This window comes from Laceyella sacchari (assembly GCF_004343255.1).
Taxonomy (GTDB): Bacteria; Bacillota; Bacilli; order Thermoactinomycetales; family Thermoactinomycetaceae; genus Laceyella; species Laceyella sacchari.
In genome coordinates, this window is record NZ_SMDD01000003.1 from 530,560 (window position 1) to 552,361 (window position 21,802).

The 21,802-nt window shown below is 50.4% G+C and carries 24 protein-coding genes; 6 read left to right on the plus strand and 18 right to left on the minus strand.

Features of this window, described 5'->3' with window-relative positions; all coding sequences use genetic code 11:
* Positions 1-18 precede the first annotated feature (18 nt).
* The gene (locus EDC32_RS12970) at positions 19-1,881 is read right to left on the minus strand and encodes a helicase-associated domain-containing protein (protein ID WP_132222772.1); all 1,863 of its coding nucleotides are present in this window, start codon (positions 1,879-1,881) and stop codon (positions 19-21) included.
* Positions 1,865-3,352: a DEAD/DEAH box helicase gene (locus EDC32_RS12975; protein WP_132222774.1), complete on the minus strand. Its 1,488-nt coding sequence runs from the start codon at positions 3,350-3,352 to the stop codon at positions 1,865-1,867. Before EDC32_RS12975 ends, EDC32_RS12970 begins: the two co-directional genes overlap by 17 nt.
* 238 nt (positions 3,353-3,590) lie before the next feature.
* On the opposite strand from EDC32_RS12975, the gene EDC32_RS12980 reads away from it, so the two are divergent.
* Positions 3,591-3,932: a protease complex subunit PrcB family protein gene (locus EDC32_RS12980; protein WP_158283372.1), complete on the plus strand. Its 342-nt coding sequence runs from the start codon at positions 3,591-3,593 to the stop codon at positions 3,930-3,932.
* Positions 3,933-3,978: 46 nt separating this feature from the next.
* On the opposite strand, the gene EDC32_RS16425 is transcribed toward EDC32_RS12980, so the two are convergent.
* Together EDC32_RS16425 and EDC32_RS12985 are read right to left on the minus strand one after the other, a co-directional pair.
* Positions 3,979-4,116, minus strand: a complete 138-nt coding sequence (locus EDC32_RS16425) for a hypothetical protein (RefSeq protein ID WP_158283373.1) — start codon at positions 4,114-4,116, stop codon at positions 3,979-3,981.
* Between the two features lie 125 nt (positions 4,117-4,241).
* Positions 4,242-4,604 carry a hypothetical protein gene (locus EDC32_RS12985; protein ID WP_132222778.1) on the minus strand — a complete coding sequence of 121 codons (363 nt, stop codon included), beginning with the start codon at positions 4,602-4,604 and terminating at the stop codon, positions 4,242-4,244.
* Positions 4,605-4,692: 88 nt separating this feature from the next.
* Between EDC32_RS12985 and mgtE the strand changes: the two genes are divergently transcribed.
* Positions 4,693-6,051: a magnesium transporter gene (gene mgtE / locus EDC32_RS12990; protein WP_158283374.1), complete on the plus strand. Its 1,359-nt coding sequence runs from the start codon at positions 4,693-4,695 to the stop codon at positions 6,049-6,051.
* A gap of 48 nt (positions 6,052-6,099) precedes the next feature.
* Positions 6,100-7,401, plus strand: a complete 1,302-nt coding sequence (locus EDC32_RS12995; RefSeq protein ID WP_132223016.1) for a hemolysin family protein — start codon at positions 6,100-6,102, stop codon at positions 7,399-7,401.
* On the opposite strand, the gene EDC32_RS13000 is transcribed toward EDC32_RS12995, so the two are convergent.
* The 8 genes from EDC32_RS13000 to EDC32_RS13035 all read right to left on the minus strand — a co-directional run bounded on the left by EDC32_RS13000 (position 7,398) and on the right by EDC32_RS13035 (position 13,809).
* Entirely contained in the window at positions 7,398-8,444 is a 1,047-nt protein-coding gene (locus tag EDC32_RS13000; protein ID WP_132222782.1) for a S8 family peptidase, read from the minus strand. The genes EDC32_RS12995 and EDC32_RS13000 overlap by 4 nt on opposite strands.
* Before the next feature lie 75 nt (positions 8,445-8,519).
* Positions 8,520-8,705, minus strand: a complete 186-nt coding sequence (locus EDC32_RS13005) for a type II toxin-antitoxin system antitoxin (RefSeq protein ID WP_022736833.1) — start codon at positions 8,703-8,705, stop codon at positions 8,520-8,522.
* Positions 8,702-9,550: an SPFH domain-containing protein gene (locus EDC32_RS13010; RefSeq protein WP_132223018.1), complete on the minus strand. Its 849-nt coding sequence runs from the start codon at positions 9,548-9,550 to the stop codon at positions 8,702-8,704. Before EDC32_RS13010 ends, EDC32_RS13005 begins: the two co-directional genes overlap by 4 nt.
* A 121-nt stretch (positions 9,551-9,671) precedes the next feature.
* On the minus strand, positions 9,672-10,322 hold the full coding sequence (locus EDC32_RS13015; protein ID WP_158283375.1) for an SGNH/GDSL hydrolase family protein: 651 nt from the start codon (positions 10,320-10,322) through the stop codon (positions 9,672-9,674).
* Positions 10,306-11,349 (minus strand): stage V sporulation protein AD, encoded by a 1,044-nt coding sequence (gene spoVAD, locus EDC32_RS13020; RefSeq protein ID WP_132222786.1) that lies wholly within the window; start codon positions 11,347-11,349, stop codon positions 10,306-10,308. Before spoVAD ends, EDC32_RS13015 begins: the two co-directional genes overlap by 17 nt.
* A gap of 226 nt (positions 11,350-11,575) precedes the next feature.
* Positions 11,576-11,923 (minus strand): cupin domain-containing protein, encoded by a 348-nt coding sequence (locus tag EDC32_RS13025; protein WP_132222788.1) that lies wholly within the window; start codon positions 11,921-11,923, stop codon positions 11,576-11,578.
* A 214-nt stretch (positions 11,924-12,137) separates the two neighbouring features.
* Positions 12,138-12,587 carry a CBS domain-containing protein gene (locus EDC32_RS13030; RefSeq protein WP_022736840.1) on the minus strand — a complete coding sequence of 150 codons (450 nt, stop codon included), beginning with the start codon at positions 12,585-12,587 and terminating at the stop codon, positions 12,138-12,140.
* Positions 12,588-12,645: 58 nt separating this feature from the next.
* Positions 12,646-13,809, minus strand: a complete 1,164-nt coding sequence (locus EDC32_RS13035) for a M20 metallopeptidase family protein (protein ID WP_132222790.1) — start codon at positions 13,807-13,809, stop codon at positions 12,646-12,648.
* Between the two features lie 185 nt (positions 13,810-13,994).
* On the opposite strand from EDC32_RS13035, the gene EDC32_RS13040 reads away from it, so the two are divergent.
* Positions 13,995-14,339 carry a YugN family protein gene (locus EDC32_RS13040; protein WP_022736842.1) on the plus strand — a complete coding sequence of 115 codons (345 nt, stop codon included), beginning with the start codon at positions 13,995-13,997 and terminating at the stop codon, positions 14,337-14,339.
* 54 nt (positions 14,340-14,393) lie between these two features.
* Here the strand turns inward: EDC32_RS13040 and EDC32_RS13045 are convergent, their stop codons facing one another.
* Together EDC32_RS13045 and EDC32_RS13050 are read right to left on the minus strand one after the other, a co-directional pair.
* Positions 14,394-14,765 (minus strand): Asp23/Gls24 family envelope stress response protein, encoded by a 372-nt coding sequence (locus tag EDC32_RS13045; RefSeq protein WP_132222792.1) that lies wholly within the window; start codon positions 14,763-14,765, stop codon positions 14,394-14,396.
* Positions 14,766-14,881: 116 nt separating this feature from the next.
* Positions 14,882-15,700 carry an NYN domain-containing protein gene (locus tag EDC32_RS13050; RefSeq protein ID WP_022736844.1) on the minus strand — a complete coding sequence of 273 codons (819 nt, stop codon included), beginning with the start codon at positions 15,698-15,700 and terminating at the stop codon, positions 14,882-14,884.
* 227 nt (positions 15,701-15,927) lie between these two features.
* Here EDC32_RS13050 and cax point away from each other — a divergent pair, with 227 nt between their 5' ends.
* On the plus strand, positions 15,928-16,989 hold the full coding sequence (gene cax / locus EDC32_RS13055; protein ID WP_132222796.1) for a calcium/proton exchanger: 1,062 nt from the start codon (positions 15,928-15,930) through the stop codon (positions 16,987-16,989).
* A gap of 91 nt (positions 16,990-17,080) precedes the next feature.
* Here cax and EDC32_RS13060 read toward each other — a convergent pair whose 3' ends face one another.
* Positions 17,081-17,362 (minus strand): Fpa/YlaN family protein, encoded by a 282-nt coding sequence (locus EDC32_RS13060; RefSeq protein WP_022736846.1) that lies wholly within the window; start codon positions 17,360-17,362, stop codon positions 17,081-17,083.
* Positions 17,363-17,664: 302 nt separating this feature from the next.
* On the opposite strand from EDC32_RS13060, the gene EDC32_RS13065 reads away from it, so the two are divergent.
* A complete protein-coding gene (locus tag EDC32_RS13065) occupies positions 17,665-18,030 on the plus strand; it encodes a hypothetical protein (protein ID WP_102993134.1) in 366 nt (121 codons plus the stop codon).
* A gap of 65 nt (positions 18,031-18,095) precedes the next feature.
* Here the strand turns inward: EDC32_RS13065 and hfq are convergent, their stop codons facing one another.
* The 3 genes from hfq to EDC32_RS13080 all read right to left on the minus strand — a co-directional run bounded on the left by hfq (position 18,096) and on the right by EDC32_RS13080 (position 21,692).
* Positions 18,096-18,326, minus strand: coding sequence for an RNA chaperone Hfq (gene hfq / locus EDC32_RS13070; protein WP_132222798.1), 231 nt, complete (start codon positions 18,324-18,326; stop codon positions 18,096-18,098).
* 196 nt (positions 18,327-18,522) lie between these two features.
* Complete coding sequence (locus EDC32_RS13075; protein WP_022736849.1) at positions 18,523-19,002, minus strand: PaaI family thioesterase; 480 nt, start codon at positions 19,000-19,002, stop codon at positions 18,523-18,525.
* Between the two features lie 230 nt (positions 19,003-19,232).
* Positions 19,233-21,692 carry a DNRLRE domain-containing protein gene (locus EDC32_RS13080; RefSeq protein WP_132222800.1) on the minus strand — a complete coding sequence of 820 codons (2,460 nt, stop codon included), beginning with the start codon at positions 21,690-21,692 and terminating at the stop codon, positions 19,233-19,235.
* Positions 21,693-21,802 lie beyond the last annotated feature (110 nt).

Sequence of the window (21,802 nt, forward strand, 5' to 3'; positions counted from 1 at the left end):
CATCCTCTGCGCCCGCTCTCATTCGTCGATGAGTTGGAGTTTCTCCAGCTGTGCCAGCGGCAACTGCACTTCACGCCCGCTGTGCTCCGCTGTCAGCCACCAATCACCGGAACGCTCCTCGATACGAAGCGGATATAACACTTGTCTTTCTCCGCCACACTCCACTTTGACACGCAAGCCGCCATGAATCCCGTGTTGCAATAATTCCCGCTTCATCGGCAACCGGTAGGCGCGCATTCCGCTCCACCAGAGCTTAGGTAGATGTTCGAGCCCCCGGGAAACGGCATCGGGATCAGGCAGCTCCTCCTCTATTTGCCAATCGCGCATGCGATCGTGCCCCCCTGTCGCGCGCGCGTCGTTTTCGGCGGACTCCCTGCTTTCCGGCTTTCGCTCTACCACTTCCAATCCGGCCTCAGTCAGCCAACGATCCACCGCTGTTGTCTTCGTTTGCGGAACAAGTAGCCGTCCGTCCTCCATCAGCACCGCTTGCCATGCGGACAAATGCGGAGTAATCCGCTCTCGCGGCAGGGACAGGGGTAAGGCATATTGAACCAGCGTTTCGCGAAAAACAAGCGGGGATCGCTTGGCTTCGTCACGGATTTTTCTCGCCACCCCCTCCGGAACCGGTTGGCCGCTCCAGGTTGCCAGAAAATCAAGTTGCTGCTCGGTGGTCATGCCATGCCGTCGCGCCCTGTGCAAAGACTCTTCCGTAATCAGATAAAACAGCACTTGTTCGCCTCCCATAAAATCAGCCAATTTCTCCAACTGCCTACGGTGGGACGGTGGAAAATGGCCGGGCACGATCAGTTCCATATCCGGTTGGACATATATTGGCATCTCCGGAAGCGGGGCTTGTTGCCATGGCGGCATCTCCGTCAGCCGTACACACCGTTCCCCCGATTTCGTCAAACCCATCTCCAGCCATCCGGCGGATGCCATCACGGCGACAAACGCGTCCAACCGTTCTTCTTCCTCCCGCGCCTTGCGCCCTTTTTCCCTGTACCAGCACCGCTTTATTGCCTTCCATTGCGACAATGGCAACCACTGGCGCGGCTCCACTTCTTCCATCAGGAGAAAGTCGGCCTCCAAACCAGGAATCCGCTGCGAGAGCAACTCTCGTGCCTCCCAATACAATCCGTTCATCCATTCTTCCCAATCTTGATCCGTCCATTGGCACCAACTACTGGCATCAACGGTAAGGATGTGCCCGTCCTCCACAATCAACCCAAGCTGCCGACCCAGATCGAGCAAAAAGGCTACCCAAGGAGGCATCTCCGTTCCCCACCAAGGCGTGTAGCGCAGGGCTTCTGAATCCAACCCCAACTCCACATCCATTTTTTGCGCATCTGTCTTATGAATACCTCCTGTCCGCGTCAGGCGCCAAGGTTCCTGCTCCAATCGGGCTAACAAATGAAACAGCGCCTGTCCCAATCCATAGCTGGGCTCTCCCTCAACCGATACATTCCCTTTCCTGTGCCATGGCTCCCCATCCTCTTTAAACAGAACGCGACTCAGCAATTGCCTGATTTCCAAAGGGCATACATAGATGCGTTGCCGATGTTTATCCCGAAAGGCATAAATCCAGCCCCGGTGTCTTAAACCCACCAGCGCTCTCTGCCATGCCGAGTGGGAGAGACGGTGCTCCCGCGCCCATACTTCTCCTTCCCTTTCTGGAATAGCACCCGCGCGTGCGGCAAACAGAAACGATAGAAACACCTGTCGCTCCACCTGGTCCAATTGCTCCCACGCTTGAGTAAAATGAGACACCTGGAGCAATGCGCGGCACAGTTCGTTGCGCGTTTGGCACCCGTATTGCAAACCGATCTGAGCCACCGCACCATCTGACAACTGATTCAGACAATGGCTAAGCTCCTGTGCCATTCATCCATCCCTCCAACTCAACCAATTCATAGCGATATCCTTGTTCCGCCAAAAAGCACTGCCGCCGCCATGCATATTCTTCCTCTACCGTATTCTCTGTCACAAGCTGATAAAAATAGGCTTTACCCCCAGAGGACGAACTTCGCAGAACACGACCAAGCCGTTGCGCTTCCTCCTGCCTGGAACCATACGTGCCTGATACTTGGATGCCGACTGATGCAGAAGGAAGATCCACTGCTAAATTTGCCACTTTGGACACCACCAGCACAGGGATTTCCCGCGAACGAAACTTCTCATACCATTCCTCCCGCAACGCTTGCGGCATGCGCCCCGTGATGAGCGGAAAGCCAAACCGACCGGCGATCTCTTCCAATTGCCGCAAATAATGGCCGATGATTAACATCTGCTCACCTTCGTGCAACGCCAGCAAGCGAGCGATAGCCTCCAGTTTGGCTGGGTTTTCGGCAGCGATTCGCACCTGTTGTTTCTTATCTGCCATCTGGTAAGCACGCTCGGCATCTGCTGGCATGGGGATGCGCATCTCACGGCATACAGCCTCCCGAATCCAACCTTGTCGCTCCAAGTCTTTCCATGAACATTGGTATGCCAATGGGCCGATCAAAGAAAAAACTTCATTCTGCTTACCATCTTCACGTATCAGTGTCGCCGTCAATCCCAAGCGGCGCGCCGCATGTAATTCAGCAGTCAGGCGAAACACGGGCGCGGGCAACATGTGCACTTCATCGTATATCACCAACCCCCAATTCCGTTGACACAAAGCCTGTAAATGCGGATATGTATCTTCTTGAACATCTCGATGAGTCAACATCTGGTAGGTTGTCACGGTGACTGGGCGAATCTGTTTCCGGTCTGCGGTATATGTTCCCACCTCCGTCGCGCGCAACGTCGTTTTGTTCAACAATTCCCGCTCCCACTGTTTGACTGAAGTTGCATTAGGGGCCAGAATCAGGGTTTCCGTTTGCAGTTTGGCCATCACTCCCAAGCCGACCACCGTTTTACCTGCACCGCAAGGCAACAGGATAATCCCACCCCCCTCCTGACGGGCCAATCCGAGGTAAGCCTCCACCGCCTGTCGCTGATAATCGCGCAAATCGGCAAAGCGCGACGAACTCTCCAGGTTTATATCAAGAAATTCTTTTGGCTCCGGAAACGGTGGCGATGGAGTCGATGCAAATTCCTTTTTGATCCGCTGCGCAATTTGCGATGGCACTGGCAATTTGCTATGCTGACGGAGCCAATGAATCCAAGCTTCCGCTGTCCGTTCCTCGGTAGCACGGCGCACTCTGGCCGAATCGATGTTCAGTCGAAACATGAAAAGTTGCTCTGTCTCTTTCACCTGATAAGCCAGCATCCGCAATTCGCGGCACAGGCGAACGATGTCCGGGTGCCGCCTTTCCACAAAAATCGTCCCATCACTATGGATAATAAATGGTCGCTGTTCTTGGTTCATCTAACTCCCTCCACTCGCTCATAGCTTGCCCGTTTCCATGAAAACCCATGTGCGGTGGGTGGGCATGAGAACTACGCAACAACCCATGCAGGAAAACCGTCTTATAGTATATAAATTTCTTGGTATATAAGGAGGAATACCCTTGAAAACCTTTTTTCGTTGGTTTTGGTTCCCCTTGCTTATCATGATGTTTGTCATTGGATGCACGAATCATGCCCCACCTTCAGGAGGATCACCTATGGATAATGAAAAATCGTTGCCTTTCACCCAGTTGAAACCAGACCAAATCCCTGAGAATGTGAAACGGGAAGGAGAACAATGGCGCGCCCACGAAGCCACAGCCAAAGTGGTTTCTGGTGACCATATCATTGTCAGCATCGGCGAGCGCCCGACCGGCGGCTATGATGTGCGGGTGAATCGTATCATCAAACAAGGATCGCGTATCATAGTGAACGCGACAGAGATCCCGCCCAAAGAAGGCATGATGGTAACCCAAGCCTTCAGCTATCCGCAAGCAGTGGTCAAATTGCAGGAAAACATCGGATCGGCCGAAGTAGAAGTCAGACTGAGCAAATCCTGACACACAAAAGGAACGGCCCTCATCACGAGGGCCGTTCCTTTTGTGTTCAGTCCTCCTTCACCCGCTCTGGCGCGTGAGGTTCTTCGCGGCGGAGCGGTTCGAGCTCTTGGGGAGTCATGATTTCCGGCAACGGAGGTTGATATATCTCCGGATCGGTAAGCGGTGTCAGATCGGGGATTCTCATGATGCGTTTTCCTCCTTGTTTAAAGTTCTGTCGGTAGTTTCCCCTCTGATAAGCCGTTTACCGAGGCATCTTTTTCCAAATTACTCAGCAAACAAGACATCCTATTCCCGTTCCTTTTATCTTCGCTATTCTTTCCCCTTCTGATTTTGCTCTTGCTTGCGGTAAGCTCGAATCCAAGGAGATTCCGGAGATTCAGGAGATTCCCACACCGGAGAATAGTAACCTGGCGGCCTATAACTTCCCTGTCCTGGTGGCATCATAGGAGTAGTTGGCTGATAAACCGGATTCGGCGCATATGGCATTCCCCATGGCCACATGGGAACCATTGGCGCTACCGGGTGCGGAATAACATGAGCCATCGGGCCACCGCAGCACCCCGACGTCATCGGCATGGGTGGATAATGGTAGTGATGATGAGGCGGCGTGCCATGCACATGCGCTCCCTCATAATAAGGCCGAATATAGGGGGGAACAGCTTGATTGTGCATTAAAAATCCTCCTTTATCCAATCATTCTTCATTTCACCCTATGCCAACCAAGCTTGTCTTATGTCAAACGGAGAAGGAGCGCAGGTCAATGAATAAGGGAACCCAGGAATCGGAACGCCTGCTCAACCATCTGCGGCGCAAAGACCAAGCCGCTTTCCGTCAGCTGGTGGAGGAAATGCAACCCTACGACCTTGAACAGTTCTTTCTCCGCCTCAACGAATTTGAACGGCGTCGTTTCTTGTACTTATTGGAAACCGAAGAAGTAGCGACGCTATTGGAAGAATGCGATCTCCATACGCAACGCCACATCATCAACAGTCTTGGTAAACACCAAATCGCCGACGTGTTGGCATTGATGTCGCGGGATGATGTGGTCGATCTGTTGGGAAGCATGGAAAGCGCAGAGCGAACAAACTTGCTCACGCAAATGGAACACCGTGAAGCGGCCAAGGTTCGCGCTTTGCTCGATTATCCGGAGGACAGTGCGGGCGGGTTGATGACAGACGAATTCGTCAGCATTCATCCCAAAGCGAGTGTACAAGATGCAGTCAGCTTGTTGCGCCACAAAGCGGAGGAGTCGGAAACGATCTATTATCTTTATGTCCAGCAATCAGATGGAACGTTGGTGGGGGTTTTATCACTGAGGGAATTGATTTTGGCTGAGCCGGAACAGTCCATCGAAGAAATCATGGTGGAACGGGTAATATCGGTTCCGGTGAACATGGACCAAGAAGAAGTGGCCCGCATTATGAGCCGCTATCATTTCTTGGCTCTCCCGGTGATTGACCCGTCTCGTCGGTTGCTCGGCATCGTGACAGTCGACGACATCATCGACGTGCTGATTCAAGAAGCAGAGGAAGATATCCAGCACCTGTCAGGATTAACTTCCGGACTGGATGAACAAGCCGTCTCCTCTTGGCGCTCGGCGCAAAAACGAATCCCATGGCTGATGCTATTGTTGGCTATCGGCTTGGCAACCGCCAATTTAATCAATCTATTTCAACCGACAATCGCCGCGGTACCAGCGCTTACCGCTTTCATGCCGATGGTAGCGGGCATGACCGGCAATGCTGCCACGCAATCTTTGGCCTTAATAATCCAACGACTCCCACACGAACGGACTGGTGTTTCGTTCATGGCAAAAATGTTAAAGCAAGAAGGGCTGGCGGGATTTCTCGTAAGCATGGTTTGCAGTTTTTTGTTCGTTCTTTTGGTTGCCTTAGCCTTTCATCAACCTCGTCTGGGTCTGGTCATCGGCGGTGCCATGTTTGCCACCTTGTTATTGGGCACTTTAATCGGGACGTTGATCCCGTTGTTGCTCAACCGTATGAACATTGATCCCACGGCTGCTTCCGGACCGGTAATCACCACGTTAAACGATATCTTGTCTTTGTTGATCTATTTTGGCTTGGCCACGCTATTCATCGACCAACTTACACATCCATAAGGGGGTGAATCTTCCTTGGCTACCGATATTTTGACGTTTTTGTCACAGATGGTGATGATCCTATTTTTGGTTTTGCTAAACGGCTTTTTTGTGGCATCCGAGTTTGCCATTGTCAAAGTGAGACACACCCGGATCGCACAATTGAGCGAAGAAGGGCATCACCGTGCAAAAACAGCGCAAAAAATATTGGCTGATCTGGATGCCTACCTATCCGCAACCCAATTGGGAATCACTTTGGCTTCACTTGGCTTGGGTTGGATTGGTGAGCCTTATTTGGCTCGTTTGCTCACCCCCGCGCTTGCTTGGCTGGGAATGACCAAACCGCTCATCCATGTGGTTTCCTTCGTGCTCGCCTTTTCCATCATCACTTTCCTACATATCGTCCTTGGAGAGATGGCACCAAAGTCATTGGCAATTCGCAGGGCAGAAGCTACTGCGTTATGGACGGCCAAGCCGTTGCACTGGTTTTTTGTCATTTTCAAGCCGACCATCTGGCTCTTAAACGGTGCGGCTAACCTTATTTTGAAATGGATTGGTGTGGAATTGGTACCCGATCAGCAACAAGCACACACAGAAGAAGAAATTCGGATGTTAGTGGAACAAAGCCATAAAAGCGGAATGATCGACCAAACCGAACTGTCCTTGTTTGACAATATTTTTGATTTCACTAACCGGATTGCCAGGGAAGTGATGGTTCCCCGCGTGAACATGGTTTGCTTGTATCGGGATCGCTCTTTGGAAGAAAACCTGAACATCATACAGAAAAGCCCCTTCACCCGTTATCCCCTGTGTCACAAAGACAAAGACGACATCCTGGGCATCATTCACATTCGCGACGTGTACAATGATATCGTCAACCAAAAAGTTCCGGTATTGACTGAGGTAGCGCGTCCACCCGTTTTCGTTCCCGAAGGGATGGAAATCAAAGATGTCTTGCGTACCCTGCAAAAACATCACACTGAACTCGCTCTCATCATTGATGAATTCGGGGGAACGGCGGGTCTAATCACGATTGAAGATATTGTTGAGGAGATTGTGGGTGAGATTCAAGACGAATTTGACAACGAACGGCCTTTTTTTCAACAAAAAGGGGACGAAACATCGATTTCCGCTCAACTGTTAATCGAAGAGGTAAATGAACATTTTCACATCGCCATCGAAGATGAGGACAATGATACGATCGGCGGATGGTTTTTTTCCCAGTTGCAGGAAATACCCAAGCCCGGCTCCGCGATTGAAGCCCACGGACACCGCTTTTCCGTGCAGGAAATGGAAGGTAGGCGCGTGACCCGCATCTTGGTCAAACCCCTACCGCCCGCAGTCGAACCAACCGCGTCGCCGGAAGACTAGATTTGGACCAATCCCCTGCCGGTATAAGGGTCCGCTCCGCGCGGAGGCAAATCGATTGCCCGGGCGTACAAGAGATTTTTGAGCGCCGTCGCTGGCACGCGCGGATACGCCGCTCGATACACCGCCAGTACACCACTCACATGAGCGGCTGCCATGGAAGTGCCACTCAGTACGGCATACCGTTGGTTGGCGTACGTGCTTAAAATCTGCGAACCCGGCGCGGCGATATCCACCTTGCCCGTGGCTGAATAATAAGCTCTCCGATTGGCTCTCGTCAACGCCGCAACCGAGATCACGGGCGGGATGCGGGCAGGAATCTCGACCGTGTCTCCGCTGCCAGACGGATTGCCTGCGTTACCGGCGGCAGCGACGACTAATATGTCGCGGTTGGTAGCCTCTTGAATTACTTGCGCCAATGCGGGCGGAATAATCATGCCACCGCTGATGCTGATATTGAGAATGTGCATGCCATTGTCAATCGCCCATTCAATCCCCTTGATCAGATTGTTAATCGTGCCGCTTCCGTTGCGGTCTAACACTTTTACCGCATACAGCGATACCTTTGGCGCGATACCCACCACACCAAATTGATTGTTCAGCGCACCGATCACCCCTGCGATATGCGTGCCATGCCCATTGTCATCCTGCGGATAGCGATTGGGTTCGACAATATTGATTCCCCCTTTGATATTGCCAGCCAAATCGGGGTGCAACAAGTCGATCCCGGTATCCAGTATCGCCACCCGCACCCCTTCCCCCTGATTGGGGCGTCCATTTCCGATGACACGGGTGATGTTCCAAGGAGAGATCTGGCGAGATGTAGCACGCCGTTGGTTGGATATCCGTGCTTTCGCCAACACCCGTTCTACCTTGAAATAGGGCAAGGTCAGGCTCGTTTGCGCCACCAATGGCCGGGGGCGTCGCGTTTTTTTAGAGGAGGAAGCGGTCAGTCTCTCTTGGCAGCTGACCGTTTCCATCGCATCTTCCGCTGGCTCAGCCGTCAAATCGGCGAGGTTCACTCTCTGCCAATGATTCGCTAACATAATATCACCCCTTTATCCTAGTTATGAATAAAGGGGTGATTTTGCTTGGATTCTACTCCAGAGAACCGTTGATTTTCAGTTTTCATCCTGCCCATTTTCCGTCCGCTTTTTAGGCGCCCTACCTGCTTTACGCACTGCTTCCTTCAGCAAAAACTCAATTTGCCCGTTAACACTACGAAATTCATCGGCTGCCCATTTCTCAAGTGAGTCATAGAGTTGCTGATCGATCCGAAGGAGAAAGCGTTTTTTACTTGCACTCATGAATACAGCGAACCGGTGTTGATCACCGGAGTCGTTTCTCCTTCAGAGACCAAAGCCACCAATAAGTTATTGACCATTGCCGCTTTTCTCTCTTCGTCCAACTCCACTACTCCTTGCTGTTCTAAACCTTGCAAAGCCATCTTAACCATACCCATCGCCCCTTCGACAATTTGCTTGCGGGCAGCGATTACCGCTTGCGCTTGCTGGCGCCGCAACATCGCCTGAGCGATCTCTGGCGCATACGCCAAGTGGCTGATCCGAGCTTCCAACACTTCCACACCAGCGATTTCCAATCGTTCTTGTAATTCCTCGCGCAATGTTTCCACTACATCTTCTGGTGCCCCGCGCAATGATGGATTGCCTTCCTCATGGCTATCATATGGATACCGGCTAGCCAGCGCCCGAATCGCCGTTTCACTCTGCACATCGACAAACGCACTGAAGTTCTCCACATCAAACACCGCTTTGGCCGTATCCACTACACGCCACACAATCACGGCACCGATGATAATCGGATTCCCATCCGCATCGTTTACTTTGATCTTGTCACTGTGAAAGTTGCGTACCCGCAAAGAAAGCTTTTTGCGGCCCACCAGCGGATTCGTCCAGTAAAACCCATCCTTTCGAATCGTCCCCACATAACGACCGAAAAACGTTAACACATGGGCTTCATTGGGCTGGATTAAACCAAACCCGTTGGCGCAGATGAGCACCAGCGCGATGCAGATGATGCCCAAGGCCAAACTTTCCATCCCAAAGATCAAGATAAGGCCCGCCCCCAATAAAAACAATTCAATGAGCAGAAAGAGAAATCCGTTCATTTGGAACGCTTTTTTTTCCCTGATATTATTCACGCGTCACCGACTCCTTTTTTCAGAAATTTATCATTGTTATATTCATATGATATCACATTGATAATAAAAAGACATCCCCCCAAATTGATTTTTGGCAAGGATGCTTTTTGTTTCATACTTGGGCTTGGATCGTTCCGGATTCCCCGGCCACTGTTTGGATGGCCAATTTGGCCAATTCGTCATGCCCTACTTGATTGGGATGCACTTCATCGAAAAAATAATCTTGCCGATGCAAGAAGACATCGTAGGGGTTGAAAAAATGGCAACCCACTTCCTCACAAATTTTGGCATAGGAGCGATTCATCATCTGTACAATCGCCGCACTGGTTTGAAATCCCCATTCATAGGCGGGAGGAGGCAGATAAAATCCCATCAGGCTAATTCTCGATGCCGGGTTATTCATCACGATAATAGATAAGATAGATTTCACGCGATCAATGATTTGCCGTGATGTATTCAACAAATCTCGCAACCCGAAATGACCGCGCTCGTATAGCTCGATAAAGTCACATCCGCCGGTGGTGACCGAAATATGGGTCATTTTGGGAAATAGCTTGTGCATGCCGGGGCTGTTGACCAAACTCAACAATTCCTCCGATGTCATTCCTGATACACCCCAATTGCGCATATGGCACCGATCCGAATGTTTGATATGCTGGAAGAATTGGGACACGAAGCTCTTAGTCGGGCTTTCCGCCCCAATTCCTTCCGTTAATGAATCTCCCAATGCCAAATAAGAAACTGGCTTAATACCTTCCCGCATCTGTTTGTTCTCCCCCCTTTTCATTCTCAAACACCACCGCATGGGCAATACATGGGATTGATTCCCCCTGCTGGTAAGAGATTGGACTTAAGAGCGCACCTGTGGCCACCACCAGTATCCGCTGGTATTTGCCAACACACATTTCATGTAGCAAATGCCCGTACGTGACTACCGCACTGCTGGCACACCCACTTCCGCCGGCAAAAGTGTCTTGTTCCGAGGTATAGATCATCAACCCACAATCTTGGAAACGCTCCCCCATAACATAGCCGGCTTTCTCCAGCAGTTCGCGGGCGATGGGCAAACCGACGGAGGCCAGATCTCCAGTGACGATCAGATCGTAATCTTTGGGTGAGCGTCCTGTGTCCTGAAAATGCTTTTGGATCGTGTCCGCCGCCGCAGGGGCCATGGCCGATCCCATATCAAACGGATCTTTGATCCCCATATCCTGTACACTGCCGATCGTGGCATGGGTAATCCGTGGGCCTTGGTGCGCCGAGCCTACCACACAAGCGCCCGCACCCGTCACTGTCCACTGCGCCGTATCAGGCTTTTGCCCCCCGTATTCTGTGGGATACCGATATTGTTTCTCGGCAGTGCAATTGTGGCTGCTGACTGCCGCTACCGCATACTTAGCAAACCCTGCGTCCACCAATGCCGCTGCCAATGTGAGAGACAACATAGAAGTAGAGCAGGCACCGTACACACCCATAAACGGTATTTGGTTCGTCTTGGCCGTAAAGGAGGAGGAGATGTTTTGATTCAACAAATCCCCAGCCAAGAACACATCGATTTCTCGCTCTGTAAGCCCGGCTTTATGTATGGCGATGGTCACCGCATCTTCCATCATGGTGCGCTCCGCTTTTTCCCACGTGTCCTGCCCTGCGTACAAATCGGGGTAAATCCGGTCGTAACTATCTTTAAGCTTTCCTTCCCCTTCCATGGGGCCCACCGTGGCTGCACTGGACAAGACATGAACATGATTTGCAAATTTCCAAGTGCATTGCCCGATTTTGTTATTCGCCATGGTTCTCTTCCCCTTATTTAGTAATCAAGTTGAATGTCATGCCGGTTATTCAAAAGATAATGGCGATCTCCGTCCCCATCACTTAGATCGCAATCAGGCTGACCAAGAACGCCTTTCCTTTGAGGCCATCGTTTCCCATTCCCTCGTCCTCTCTTTTATCGTGCAGTTTTCCATTTGTCTTTATGCACAAAAAAAGGGACACCCTGTCCAGAGTGTCCCTTTGTTTTTATGCGGTTGTTTCCGCTTGTGAAAAATGGTGCGCGGCATCCACTTTTTTGGCTGAACACACCAACAGATTGCATCCTTCTTCTGTTTCCAGCGTTTGGGTGTGATTGAACGGAGTGAAAAAATAATCGCCTTCATTCAATTCATACTGGCCGATTTTTACCCGTCCATTGACCACGTAGATTTGTTCGCCCCCGTGATGTCCATGCATAGGGAAACGGCTCCCCGGCTCCATTTTTAGCACCAAGCTGTATTCGTCCGCCTCTTTGCGCAAATACGACATTGAAACGCCAGAACCAACTTGAATATAATCGCGTTCATTGCGCCGGATTAAGTAGATTTTGTTCACTTGAAAAACCCCCAACTTTCCTTTTTTGCTCCTCTAGTTCTTTACACCATCAAGCTGGGTTGGCCGCCGTTCACAAGCGTCTTCCTGCTGGTTCGCGCTTGCGAACCGCAACGTTCCATCTTTACCCAATCTAATATCCCTTTTCTGCATTATTCAAACCATTTCTGTCACTAAAAACAAAAAAAGGCCCCCAGCCGGAGCCGGTAGCCTGCTATCATGATTGGAGATCATTTGATGCATGCGGGTTATGCGTCTCCGAAATCTCGCTGAGAGCCTGGCTCGCTTCATCCTGGTAGGGTTGGTTGACGGCCAGGTCACCCAAGGAAACGACGCCGACCACCTGATTGTTTTCAACAACCGGAAGACGACGCACTTGCGCTTCCGCCATGATCCGGGACGCCTCATCCACTGTCATATCCGGTGTGCCGCTGACAATGTGGGTGGACATGATGTCTCTGACCGAACTGGAGTTGGGCATTTTGTTGGCGATTCCGCGTGTCACCAAGTCTCTGTCAGTCACAACGCCCAGCAACCGGCCGTTTTCCACGACAGGCACCATGCCGATGTTCTGTTCCCTCATTTTGCTGGCAACACTGTAGACGTTTTCTTGCGGATTGACCGCCGTCACATTGGTGGACATGATATCGCGCAGTTTGTGCATCATGGATCCCCTCCCTGCCCTTTATCATTGCCCTATTCTCTTTAGACATACTTGGCATCTTTTAACGCCCAATGCGCTCCAAGATCAAGCGGACAAACAGCTCCGTGCCCACTTTCAATGCTTCTTCATCAATATCAAACCGGGGATGGTGATGCGGAGCGGTGATCCCTTTGTCGGGGTTACCTGCTCCCACAAAACAGAACGCTCCAGGAATTTGTTCCAAGTAATAGGCGAAATCTTCCCCACCCATGATCGGCTTCATCTCTTGAACCGTTCCCACCTGGCGAGCAACTTCCATCAGCTGTCGCGTCTCTTTTTCATGATTGATGAGCGGAGGATATCCCCAACCATATTGAAACTGATAATCAGCTCCAAACATATGGCAGGTATGTCGAACCACTTCTTCCATGCGCTTGGCCAATGCTTCGCGGACGCCTTTGTTGAAACTGCGCACCGTGCCCTTCATCCGGCACCGCTCGGCAATAACATTAAACGCGTTTCCACCTTCAATCGCCCCGACAGAGATAACCCCCGAATCCAATGGGTCTACTTGCCGCGAAATGATGGTTTGTAAATGGGTAATCACGTGCGCGGCAATCACTACCGCATCTGTCGCTTCATGTGGCAAGCCGCCATGCCCGCCCTTGCCGATGATTTCCACTTCAAACGAATCAGCCGCCGCCATGAGCTCGCCGCTACAAAGGCTGATCGTTCCGACGGGATGTGGCGTCCACAAGTGAATGCCGAAAATGGCATCCACTCCCTCCAGCACCCCCGCTTCGATCATTTGCCTAGCGCCGCCCGGCAACAACTCCTCGGCATGCTGGAACAAAAACAATACATTCCCCGCCAATCTATCCCGCATTTCGGTCAACAAGCGGGCCGCTCCCATCAGCATCGTCATGTGCCCATCATGCCCACAGGCATGCATCACCCCAGTCACTTGCGAGCGATAAGAGACTATTTTCTCGTCCTGGATGGGCAACGCATCCATATCAGCTCTGAGCGCGATGGTGGGACCGGGCTCGGCCCCCCGCAATAATCCGGTCACCCCATAACCGCCCCAACCCGTTTTTACTTCCAGTCCGCACGACTCCATGAAGGCAATCAACTTGCGTTGCGTCTGTTGTTCTTGAAACGAAAGCTCGGGATGCCGGTGAAAATCCCTACGCCACTCAACCATTTGCGGAAACAGGTCAGCCACCCTTTTTTTTAATCCTTCCATTTTCCCGTCCCTTCCTTCTCCATGGAAATGGTTGGTTTAACCTCTCGCCAATACGCTGATCCCACGCTTCTTTTCGCCAGTTGTCGGACTTCTGTCACGCGTGTTGCAGTTGCGCGATCTGGAAGTTCATACTATCATTAATAAGGACTTACTATGGTGCCAGTCAAAGGAGGCGCACATTTCCCATGATATTTCAAGAGATCAAAACCAAAGGTATTCGAAAAGAGTTTCGTGAACTGGAAAAATTGATGAAGCAACTTCAATTTATCCGCTGGACCTGGGATTTTGAAAAAGTGACCTATGAAATAAAATACACAGTGGACGGCGTGGACTATTACTTGCGCCTGCGGGGAACAGTCGTCAACAACTACATGTTGGAAAACCCCAAAGCGTTGGTAGAATTGGATCATCCTTCATTTGTTCGCCACTTTTTCCCACACGGTCTGGATCACAACGCAGAAGTTCCAGACGCGTTGAAAGAAGAAGTGGACGCGAAATTGGCTGAATTGGAAAAAGCGCTTACGGCGTGACGTTCATCCGTTCAGACGCACAAAAAGAGGGCGGAACCCATTCCCCCTCTTCTCTCACTTCTCCGTTTGCGAACCCCGCTTTTCCTTTGTCCACTCCACCCCATCCACCCGCACGTTGACCCGTGTCACTTCCAGCCCTGTCATATTCTCGACGGCCTGCTTGACATCGCGTTGCAGTCGGTGGCAAACCTCGTTGATCCTGCATCCATATTGAACGATCACCCGCAGGTTGATAGAGGCTTGGGTGTCCTGGACAACCACCTGCACCCCGCGCATGTTCCCTTTGCCGCTGACGCGTTTTTTAATCCCTTCCGTCATCCCACTGGACATACCGCTGATCCCTTGTGTTTGCGCGGCCGCGAGTCCGGCGATAACCGCAACCACGCCGTCGGTGATCCGTATGGAACCTCCATTGGATTCTGCCATGTGAAGCCTCCTTTTCGTGAAGCGCTCCAAAGCATCCCCACCTGTAGTGTAACATGAAATTGCCTGTTCGCGGCCTGCTGTACGGGAAAAAAAAGCCCCGCCTGCTTTTTCGCTTGTCAACTCACTTTGTAACCAGCGATTTTGACCATTAACTGCACTTGCGGGTGTGACAAATTCACTTTATAGCCATAATACGTTTTATCATCCATTTCGATCTCCACCGGGACAATGTACTTGCCCTTGAGTAACTTGGTGAACAGCTCGTTCGCTTCCAAATCAGTCACATGAAACTTCCTCATGAAATCGTTCTTGATCCACGTGCTTCCGTAACTTTTGCCAATGTTGTTGGGATCGTGGTACCACTCATAGATTTGGACCACCGCATTGTGAATCAGCCGATCCACCCGGGATAGCGTTTGGAATTCCCGAATATTCAAAAATTCAAATAAATTGTGTGTATTATCACAAAACTCATGTAATTGCGCTGATCTGGACAAACTTTCGTCATATAAACAAAAAAGTTCCACCCGCTTCCCTTTGGACCACAGCCGGTCGAGTAGCGGGATCATGTCCTGATCCGCACTGACAATGACAAACGTGTGGATTTCCGGGATTTGGTGAAGCACTTCCATCGCATCCAAACATAGCTGGATGTCCGCCGCGTTTTTGCGCTCTTTGCCGTCCCGCCCGTTTCCGTATACCTGATGCACATGAACGCGCTTTTTCTGCAAACTCATCATCGATATCTCCAGTTGCTCAAAGTCGGCATACGCTTCAACCATCCGGATCGCTTCCCGGCCGTAATACTCCTGCAATCTCAGGAAAAGGTTGTGCGTTTCATCGGGATGATCGGGATCCATATGATATTTTTTTAAGCCGTAATAGACATTTTCCAAATCAATAAATATCGCCGTATCCTTAACCTTGGCGCTCATCGTCCCCCCCCTTTCCCATCTATCAATCATGTTGAACTATTTCGATCTTTCCGAGTGTTTTCCTGCCAAAACAGCCCAAAATCGTCTCAAACGTTCTTTGATCGAATTTGACATTTTTCCACTAATTCGTATGCTAGATTGGGTGTGGTAATTATCATTCATTCTCTATTCTTGTCGAGGGACGAACGAATAGGTCGATCAACCAATATGATAAAGGGGTGACTTCCTTGAACAAAAAGTGGTTTTATCCAATTTTGATCTTATCCACTCTCATCAGTACCGTTGTTCATTTTACTGTTCACAACCAACCATTGCAATTCGCGACAGCCTGTTTGTCCCTTTTATTCTGGGCAGCTATGCTGGGAAAAGCGACCGAAAACGTGGCTCACTACGCCGGTGAGCGGTTGGGCGGCCTGCTCAATGCGACATTTGGCAATGCCGCCGAATTGATTATCGCCATCTTCCTGGTCAAAGAAGGATTCTTTGACATGGTGAAAGCGAGCGTAACCGGGTCGATTATAGGGAACTTACTCTTGGTGCTTGGACTTAGCTTGTTCGCCGGCGGTTTGAAATTCAAAACGCAGCAATTCAATCCCATGCTGGCCGGTCACAACGCATCTTTGATGATGCTTTCCGTCATCGCTCTGTTTGTGCCCGCAGTGTTCCTGCAACAATTGCCCTCGTCCAAGATTAACAATGTGAGCTTAATCATTTCCGGTGCCCTCATCCTGGGTTACTTTTTGTGGCTGTATTTCTCTCTGGTTACCCATAAAGAAGAGTTGGGTGAAAAAATTGACGGCATGCCGGACCATGTCGAGGGGGAAGAGCCAGAATGGAGCAAAGGAGTCTCCATCTTGCTACTTGTCGTGTCCACCGCATTTGTTGCCTTGCAGAGTGAATGGCTCGTACATAGCGTAGAAGCCGTAGCCCAAGCGCTGGGCTGGTCTGAACTGTTTGTCGGCGCCTTTTTGATCGCCATCATTGGTAACGCCGCCGAACACAGCGCAGCCGTCTTCTTGGCCTTGAAAAACCGCATTGGAGCGGCTGTGGAGATCGCCATTGGCAGTAGCTTGCAAATCTCCTTGTTCGTCGCGCCCATGTTGGTGTTTATCAGCTGGCTGTTCGGCAATCCCATGAACATCATTTTCAGCACATACGAAATCGCGGCCATCGCCGTGTCCGCCTTTATCGCCAGCTCCATCTCACGCGATGGATCGACCAACTGGTATGAAGGGGTTCTGCTGTTGATCGTATATACGATTTTGGGCACCGTGTTTTTTGTGGTGTAATGAGCAAACGGATTTCCAACAGGGAAATCCGTTTTTTTACCGATTGCACAAAAAAAGACTCCACGATTGGAGTCATACGTTCACACTCCCATCAAGACGGGAGAATTTTGGAATATAAATCTGCTAACTTCCGTTCCAGATCATGAATAATCTGCTGACCTTGGTCGCGAGTGATGAGCCCAGCTCGAACGGCAAAGTCGATTTCGCGCGACAAACCGAACATCTGTGTGTCTAACACTTCTTCATAAAGAGGACACTTCGGTAACATCAGGTTTTGCAATTGCACCGAAATCAGCTGAGCGATTTTTTCCGCATCCTCTTGCAAGAGTTGTAAGGCTTTTAGATTTAAATCGGTCTGTGTTGGCGTGGTCAAAGTAACCCCCCCCAGCGACCGTTCCGATCGGTCTATAAGTAACGGCCCATACTTTACACTAAACACAGTGTATCACGATCAACATTTCTTTGCAAAAAAAACAGAACTTGCGAGAAACCGCACGCTGCAAGCACTCATTGCTTTTCCAATAATTTCACCTGCTTCTCGTGATCTCCTTTCTGACGCGCGAGTTGGTAGACATCTGCTATAATGAGGTAACTGAAGCTGTTATCGTGAGTTAAAGTAGAACAGCTTCAACCTGACTGACAAATCACGTGATTTTTAAAGGAGCATCGCATATCATGAGTCCGATCATCCTTATCACCGGCAATGTCGCATTTCGCATCAATCTCGACCCCTCCATTTGGATCTTGGATGACCGCCGTTTTCCACTGGAGGATCGCATTGCAGGGACGGAAGGATTAGCAATGGAGTTGGGTCCCTATTTGGACAAGGCTGAACCGGATGCGTCGGTGACCAAAGTCATCTGCCACCGTGAACAAAAAGAGGCGGTCACCCTGACGCTTGATCAGGCGCGCACCGCCATTCTGTGTTTTGCCAAGGACGGTCGCCCAATTCGCGAAGGAGGACCAGCCTTGCTCTATCTCGCTGACGGAAGCAACAAAGAGCAACCCATCGATTACATCAGAGAACTGGAACTGGTGTAACAAGCAAGGAGACATCCGCTTCCTCTCCAGTGGGAGCAGATGTCTCCTTTCGCTTATTCGTCCGCTCAGTTATCAGGTTGTTTTGTATCAATGTCAACATAACGCATGGGTTGGATCGAGGAAATAGCGTGTTTAAAAATGAGTTGCTGCCGACCTTTGTCATCGATAAGAAGAACGATGAAGGGGTCAAAAGCGGCAATATACCCCCGAACGGTCACTCCGGTGCCCATGAAAACGGTGACCAAGATGCGTTCCTTTCGCATTTGATCCAGCAAACGATCTAGGATGTTCGACATCCCCTGCGCTCATCCTTTCATAAAGGGTTAAACCGACCGGCACCGCGCCGCCCTGGGGTCCTCCTCTATATGAGAACAGCGGCAGGGCGCCGCAAAAATAAAATAAAAAATTTTGAATTTATATTCCATTTACCACAAACCCCACTTTCCCAAACATAGCTGAGAGACATCCCTCATCGGAATGTCTCTCATATCCTTATTTTCTAATCATGTAAAACGTCCCTGTGGTGAATGCGATCAATTTGTTTTTTTCATTGGTGATCTCACAGGTGGCCGTGGCCAAAGTAGACCCCATATGTACCAATCGTGCGCGAGAGATCAGCTCTTTTCCCAGTCCCTGTTTTAAATAATTCACTTTTAACTCCACGGTGACGGCACCTTTATACCCTTCCGGCAACCGCTGATTAATCAGCGAACCAATCGTCGAATCGGCCAGTGTCGCCGTAATGCCCCCGTGCACAATTCCTGCCCTGTTCAGGGTGAAGGGGGTTACCGGAACGCGAAATTCATATACATCGTCTTCCACAAACCGGCCTTTCAACCCCATGAACCCTGATATATAAGCGCTGTTCCGCTCCCGCTTCTGTTTGATCGCCTGCACAGCTAGCGCCAACAGTTGCTTTTCTTCATCTGTCCCATTCTGCAAGATCTGTTGCAATTCTCCATCCAAATTCATGGCTCACCGTTTCCTTTCCCCTACTGCTTTTTCCAGGGAGTGTCTGGGAGTCGCTGGCTACCACCAGACACGCTCTAGGCTAATCATCATTCTTATTTTAAACAATATCCCCCACCTAATAAAGAAAAGCTTGACAAGTCAGAGAAGAGGCTGAGGCAAAGCAAAACCCACCTCCGCTTTTTAGCAAAGGTGGGTATGCGACTCAGTTCCTTGGCTTGGACAAAACTGGTTTACCACAACTTTTGGAAAAACTTCTCCAATTGCCCTGCCGGTTCGACCCGCTGGGTGATGCTGATCGGAAATGTGGTCATCGTCTGCAAAGGCTTCCCACGGTATAACACTTGCGCTTCGCCGACAATCGCCCCTGCTTTGAGCGGAGCTTTCAAGCCAGTGAAGAAGCGGACTTTAATCTCATACTGATCTCGCTCACCCCGGTGAATCGGCAAGCGAATGTCGTACTTGCTGACGACCGGGACATATTGCCCGTCCCCATTTGGAACCCGTAACTTCGCTCCTTGGATCACTTCACCGCGTTTTAACAAAGTGGCTGTTTCAAATTGATTAAATCCATAATCAAACAGCTTCTTCGTCTCCAAGAAACGGCCATCTTCAGAGCTAGTACCCATGACAACTGAGATCAGTCGGCGCCCTTCCTGTTGCGCCGTTCCGGTGAAGCAATAGCCAGCGGCTTGGGTAGAACCGGTCTTCAAGCCGTCAACACCAGGGTAGTAATGGTCAAAGCCTGGTAGCATGCGATTCCAGTTGACCACTTTCTTTTCCCGTTCCGTCCCCGGGCGGAACGTATATTGGGAAACGGAAACCATCTGCGTGAATTCAGGATGCTCTTGCAATAATGTTCGTGCCAGGATCGCAGCATCCCGCGCAGACATCACATGCTCCCCATCCACTTGCGGCGGATCAGGGTAATCGGTCATCTCCAACCCCGTTGCATTGCGAAAATGCGTGTTTCTAAGTCCCAATGCCTTGGCTGTCTCATTCATCCGGTGCACAAATTGCGTTTCGCTTCCCGACACCCTCTCGGCCAAAGCCGCAGTAGCGTCATTCGCCGAATATACAACCATGCCCATGAACAAGTCTTTTACACTCATCAACTCGCCGGCTTCCAGATCGATCTGGGCTTCATTAATTCCCGCCACCCGCGGGCTAACTTGCACCATTTCATCCCAAGTCAACTTATTGTTGCGAATTTCCTCTAGCACAATGTATTCGGTCATCATTTTGGTCATGCTAGCAGGCGGGAGAGGTTGATCCATCTGACTACCGAAAAGGGGTAATCCTGTCTGATAATCCATCAGAATATACGATTTAGCCTCCATCTTCGGCTCGGCGATCGGGACATTTGGATCTACCTGATAGGTGATCAACAGCTTCGGTCTTTTGGTGATATCATCCACATAATCGCTGGAGCGGAAAGATTTGCGGTCATTGCTTTCCGTATGATGGCGCAAAGAAATGCCATAGTTAGGGGTGCCGCTGTACCAGTTTTTGCTCAGTTCTGTCAAATCCCAAGCGTATTCCCCTGCACCGGCCACATTTGTTTGGGTCACCGCGGCTCCCACGGTCGGCTGATTCTGCCAGGTGAGCTCGCCGCTGATCCACTCCGATGTAACCGGATGCACATCCACCTGCTCTTCTTGCGCGGTGGCGTATTGGTGCAAAAACAATTTAGCATCCTTAATCTTTGCTCCTGTGGGAAGTGCGGGCAAATCAAATTTGAGATAAGTACGCGCAACGCCATAATCCGCGTGGGTACCCGTAATCACAAAAGGATACAAGCGATAATTTTGGGTAGGGTTTTTGCTGGAGACGAGGTTGTCATACGTCTGATTCACCCCTTGCAGGCCCACTGTTGGGTCAATCACCACCGGATAAACCCGTTTTGGATCTCTCAACCACTTGTCATCCACTTTGATATCCAGATAAGTGACACCATTTTGCTGACGCAAGGCAAATTTCACCTTGTGGGAAGAAGCATCCTGCTGATCGTACATAAATGGGACGGGAACTTCAAAGACCGATTGTCCCTTCGCGTTGATAAACTGAATAGAACCGTCTTTTTGCAACTTTGGTTTGGCGTGTTTGACTTTCAATGCCATAGTAAAAACGGATCGACCCGTGTACTTATGCAACACCCATTCTTCTTTGACGCCTGTAGCTCCAACTTTGTAGACCAGATCTGTCCCTTCATACACATTGGGATAGCGAATGCCATGATCCAATGGGCTAACCGCTACCCGCTTGCCATCGATCAATCCGAAATCAACTTTTACTGGGCCTTGTTCAAACCGGATCAGCGAAGGAGAAGTGGAAATCCCGGCAAACGCAAAGCGGGTGGCATGTCCCAACTCGATATAAGTCATCCCTGCCCCCGCCGTTTTAGCCTTTATTTCGGCTTTGCGTTGCTCCCGAATATCCATCCATGTGCCGTTCTTCTTATAATGAACCGGCTCTAAGTACTGCTCCGTGACATAGGTTTTTCCGTCGTTTTTGATATAAGTTTTGGACTTTTCCGTCCGAAGTTCGACCAATTCCTTCACTTTGCCCATCGGTTCAGGAGTGGTTTTGTTTTGCGCGAAAACGGACGGATTGGGCGATAGAAACAACATGGCCACCATCGCAGTCAGCAATGGAACAGACAGCCATTGGCGCCGCTTGGCAGGTCGTTTCAATTCCTTCACTCCTCTCTGGAACCCATGCCCCGTGTTGATGCATTTTTATGGGGTTTTAAGGGCTCAATTTGCATTTTATTGCATCATGCACCACTTCCAACTGAATACTT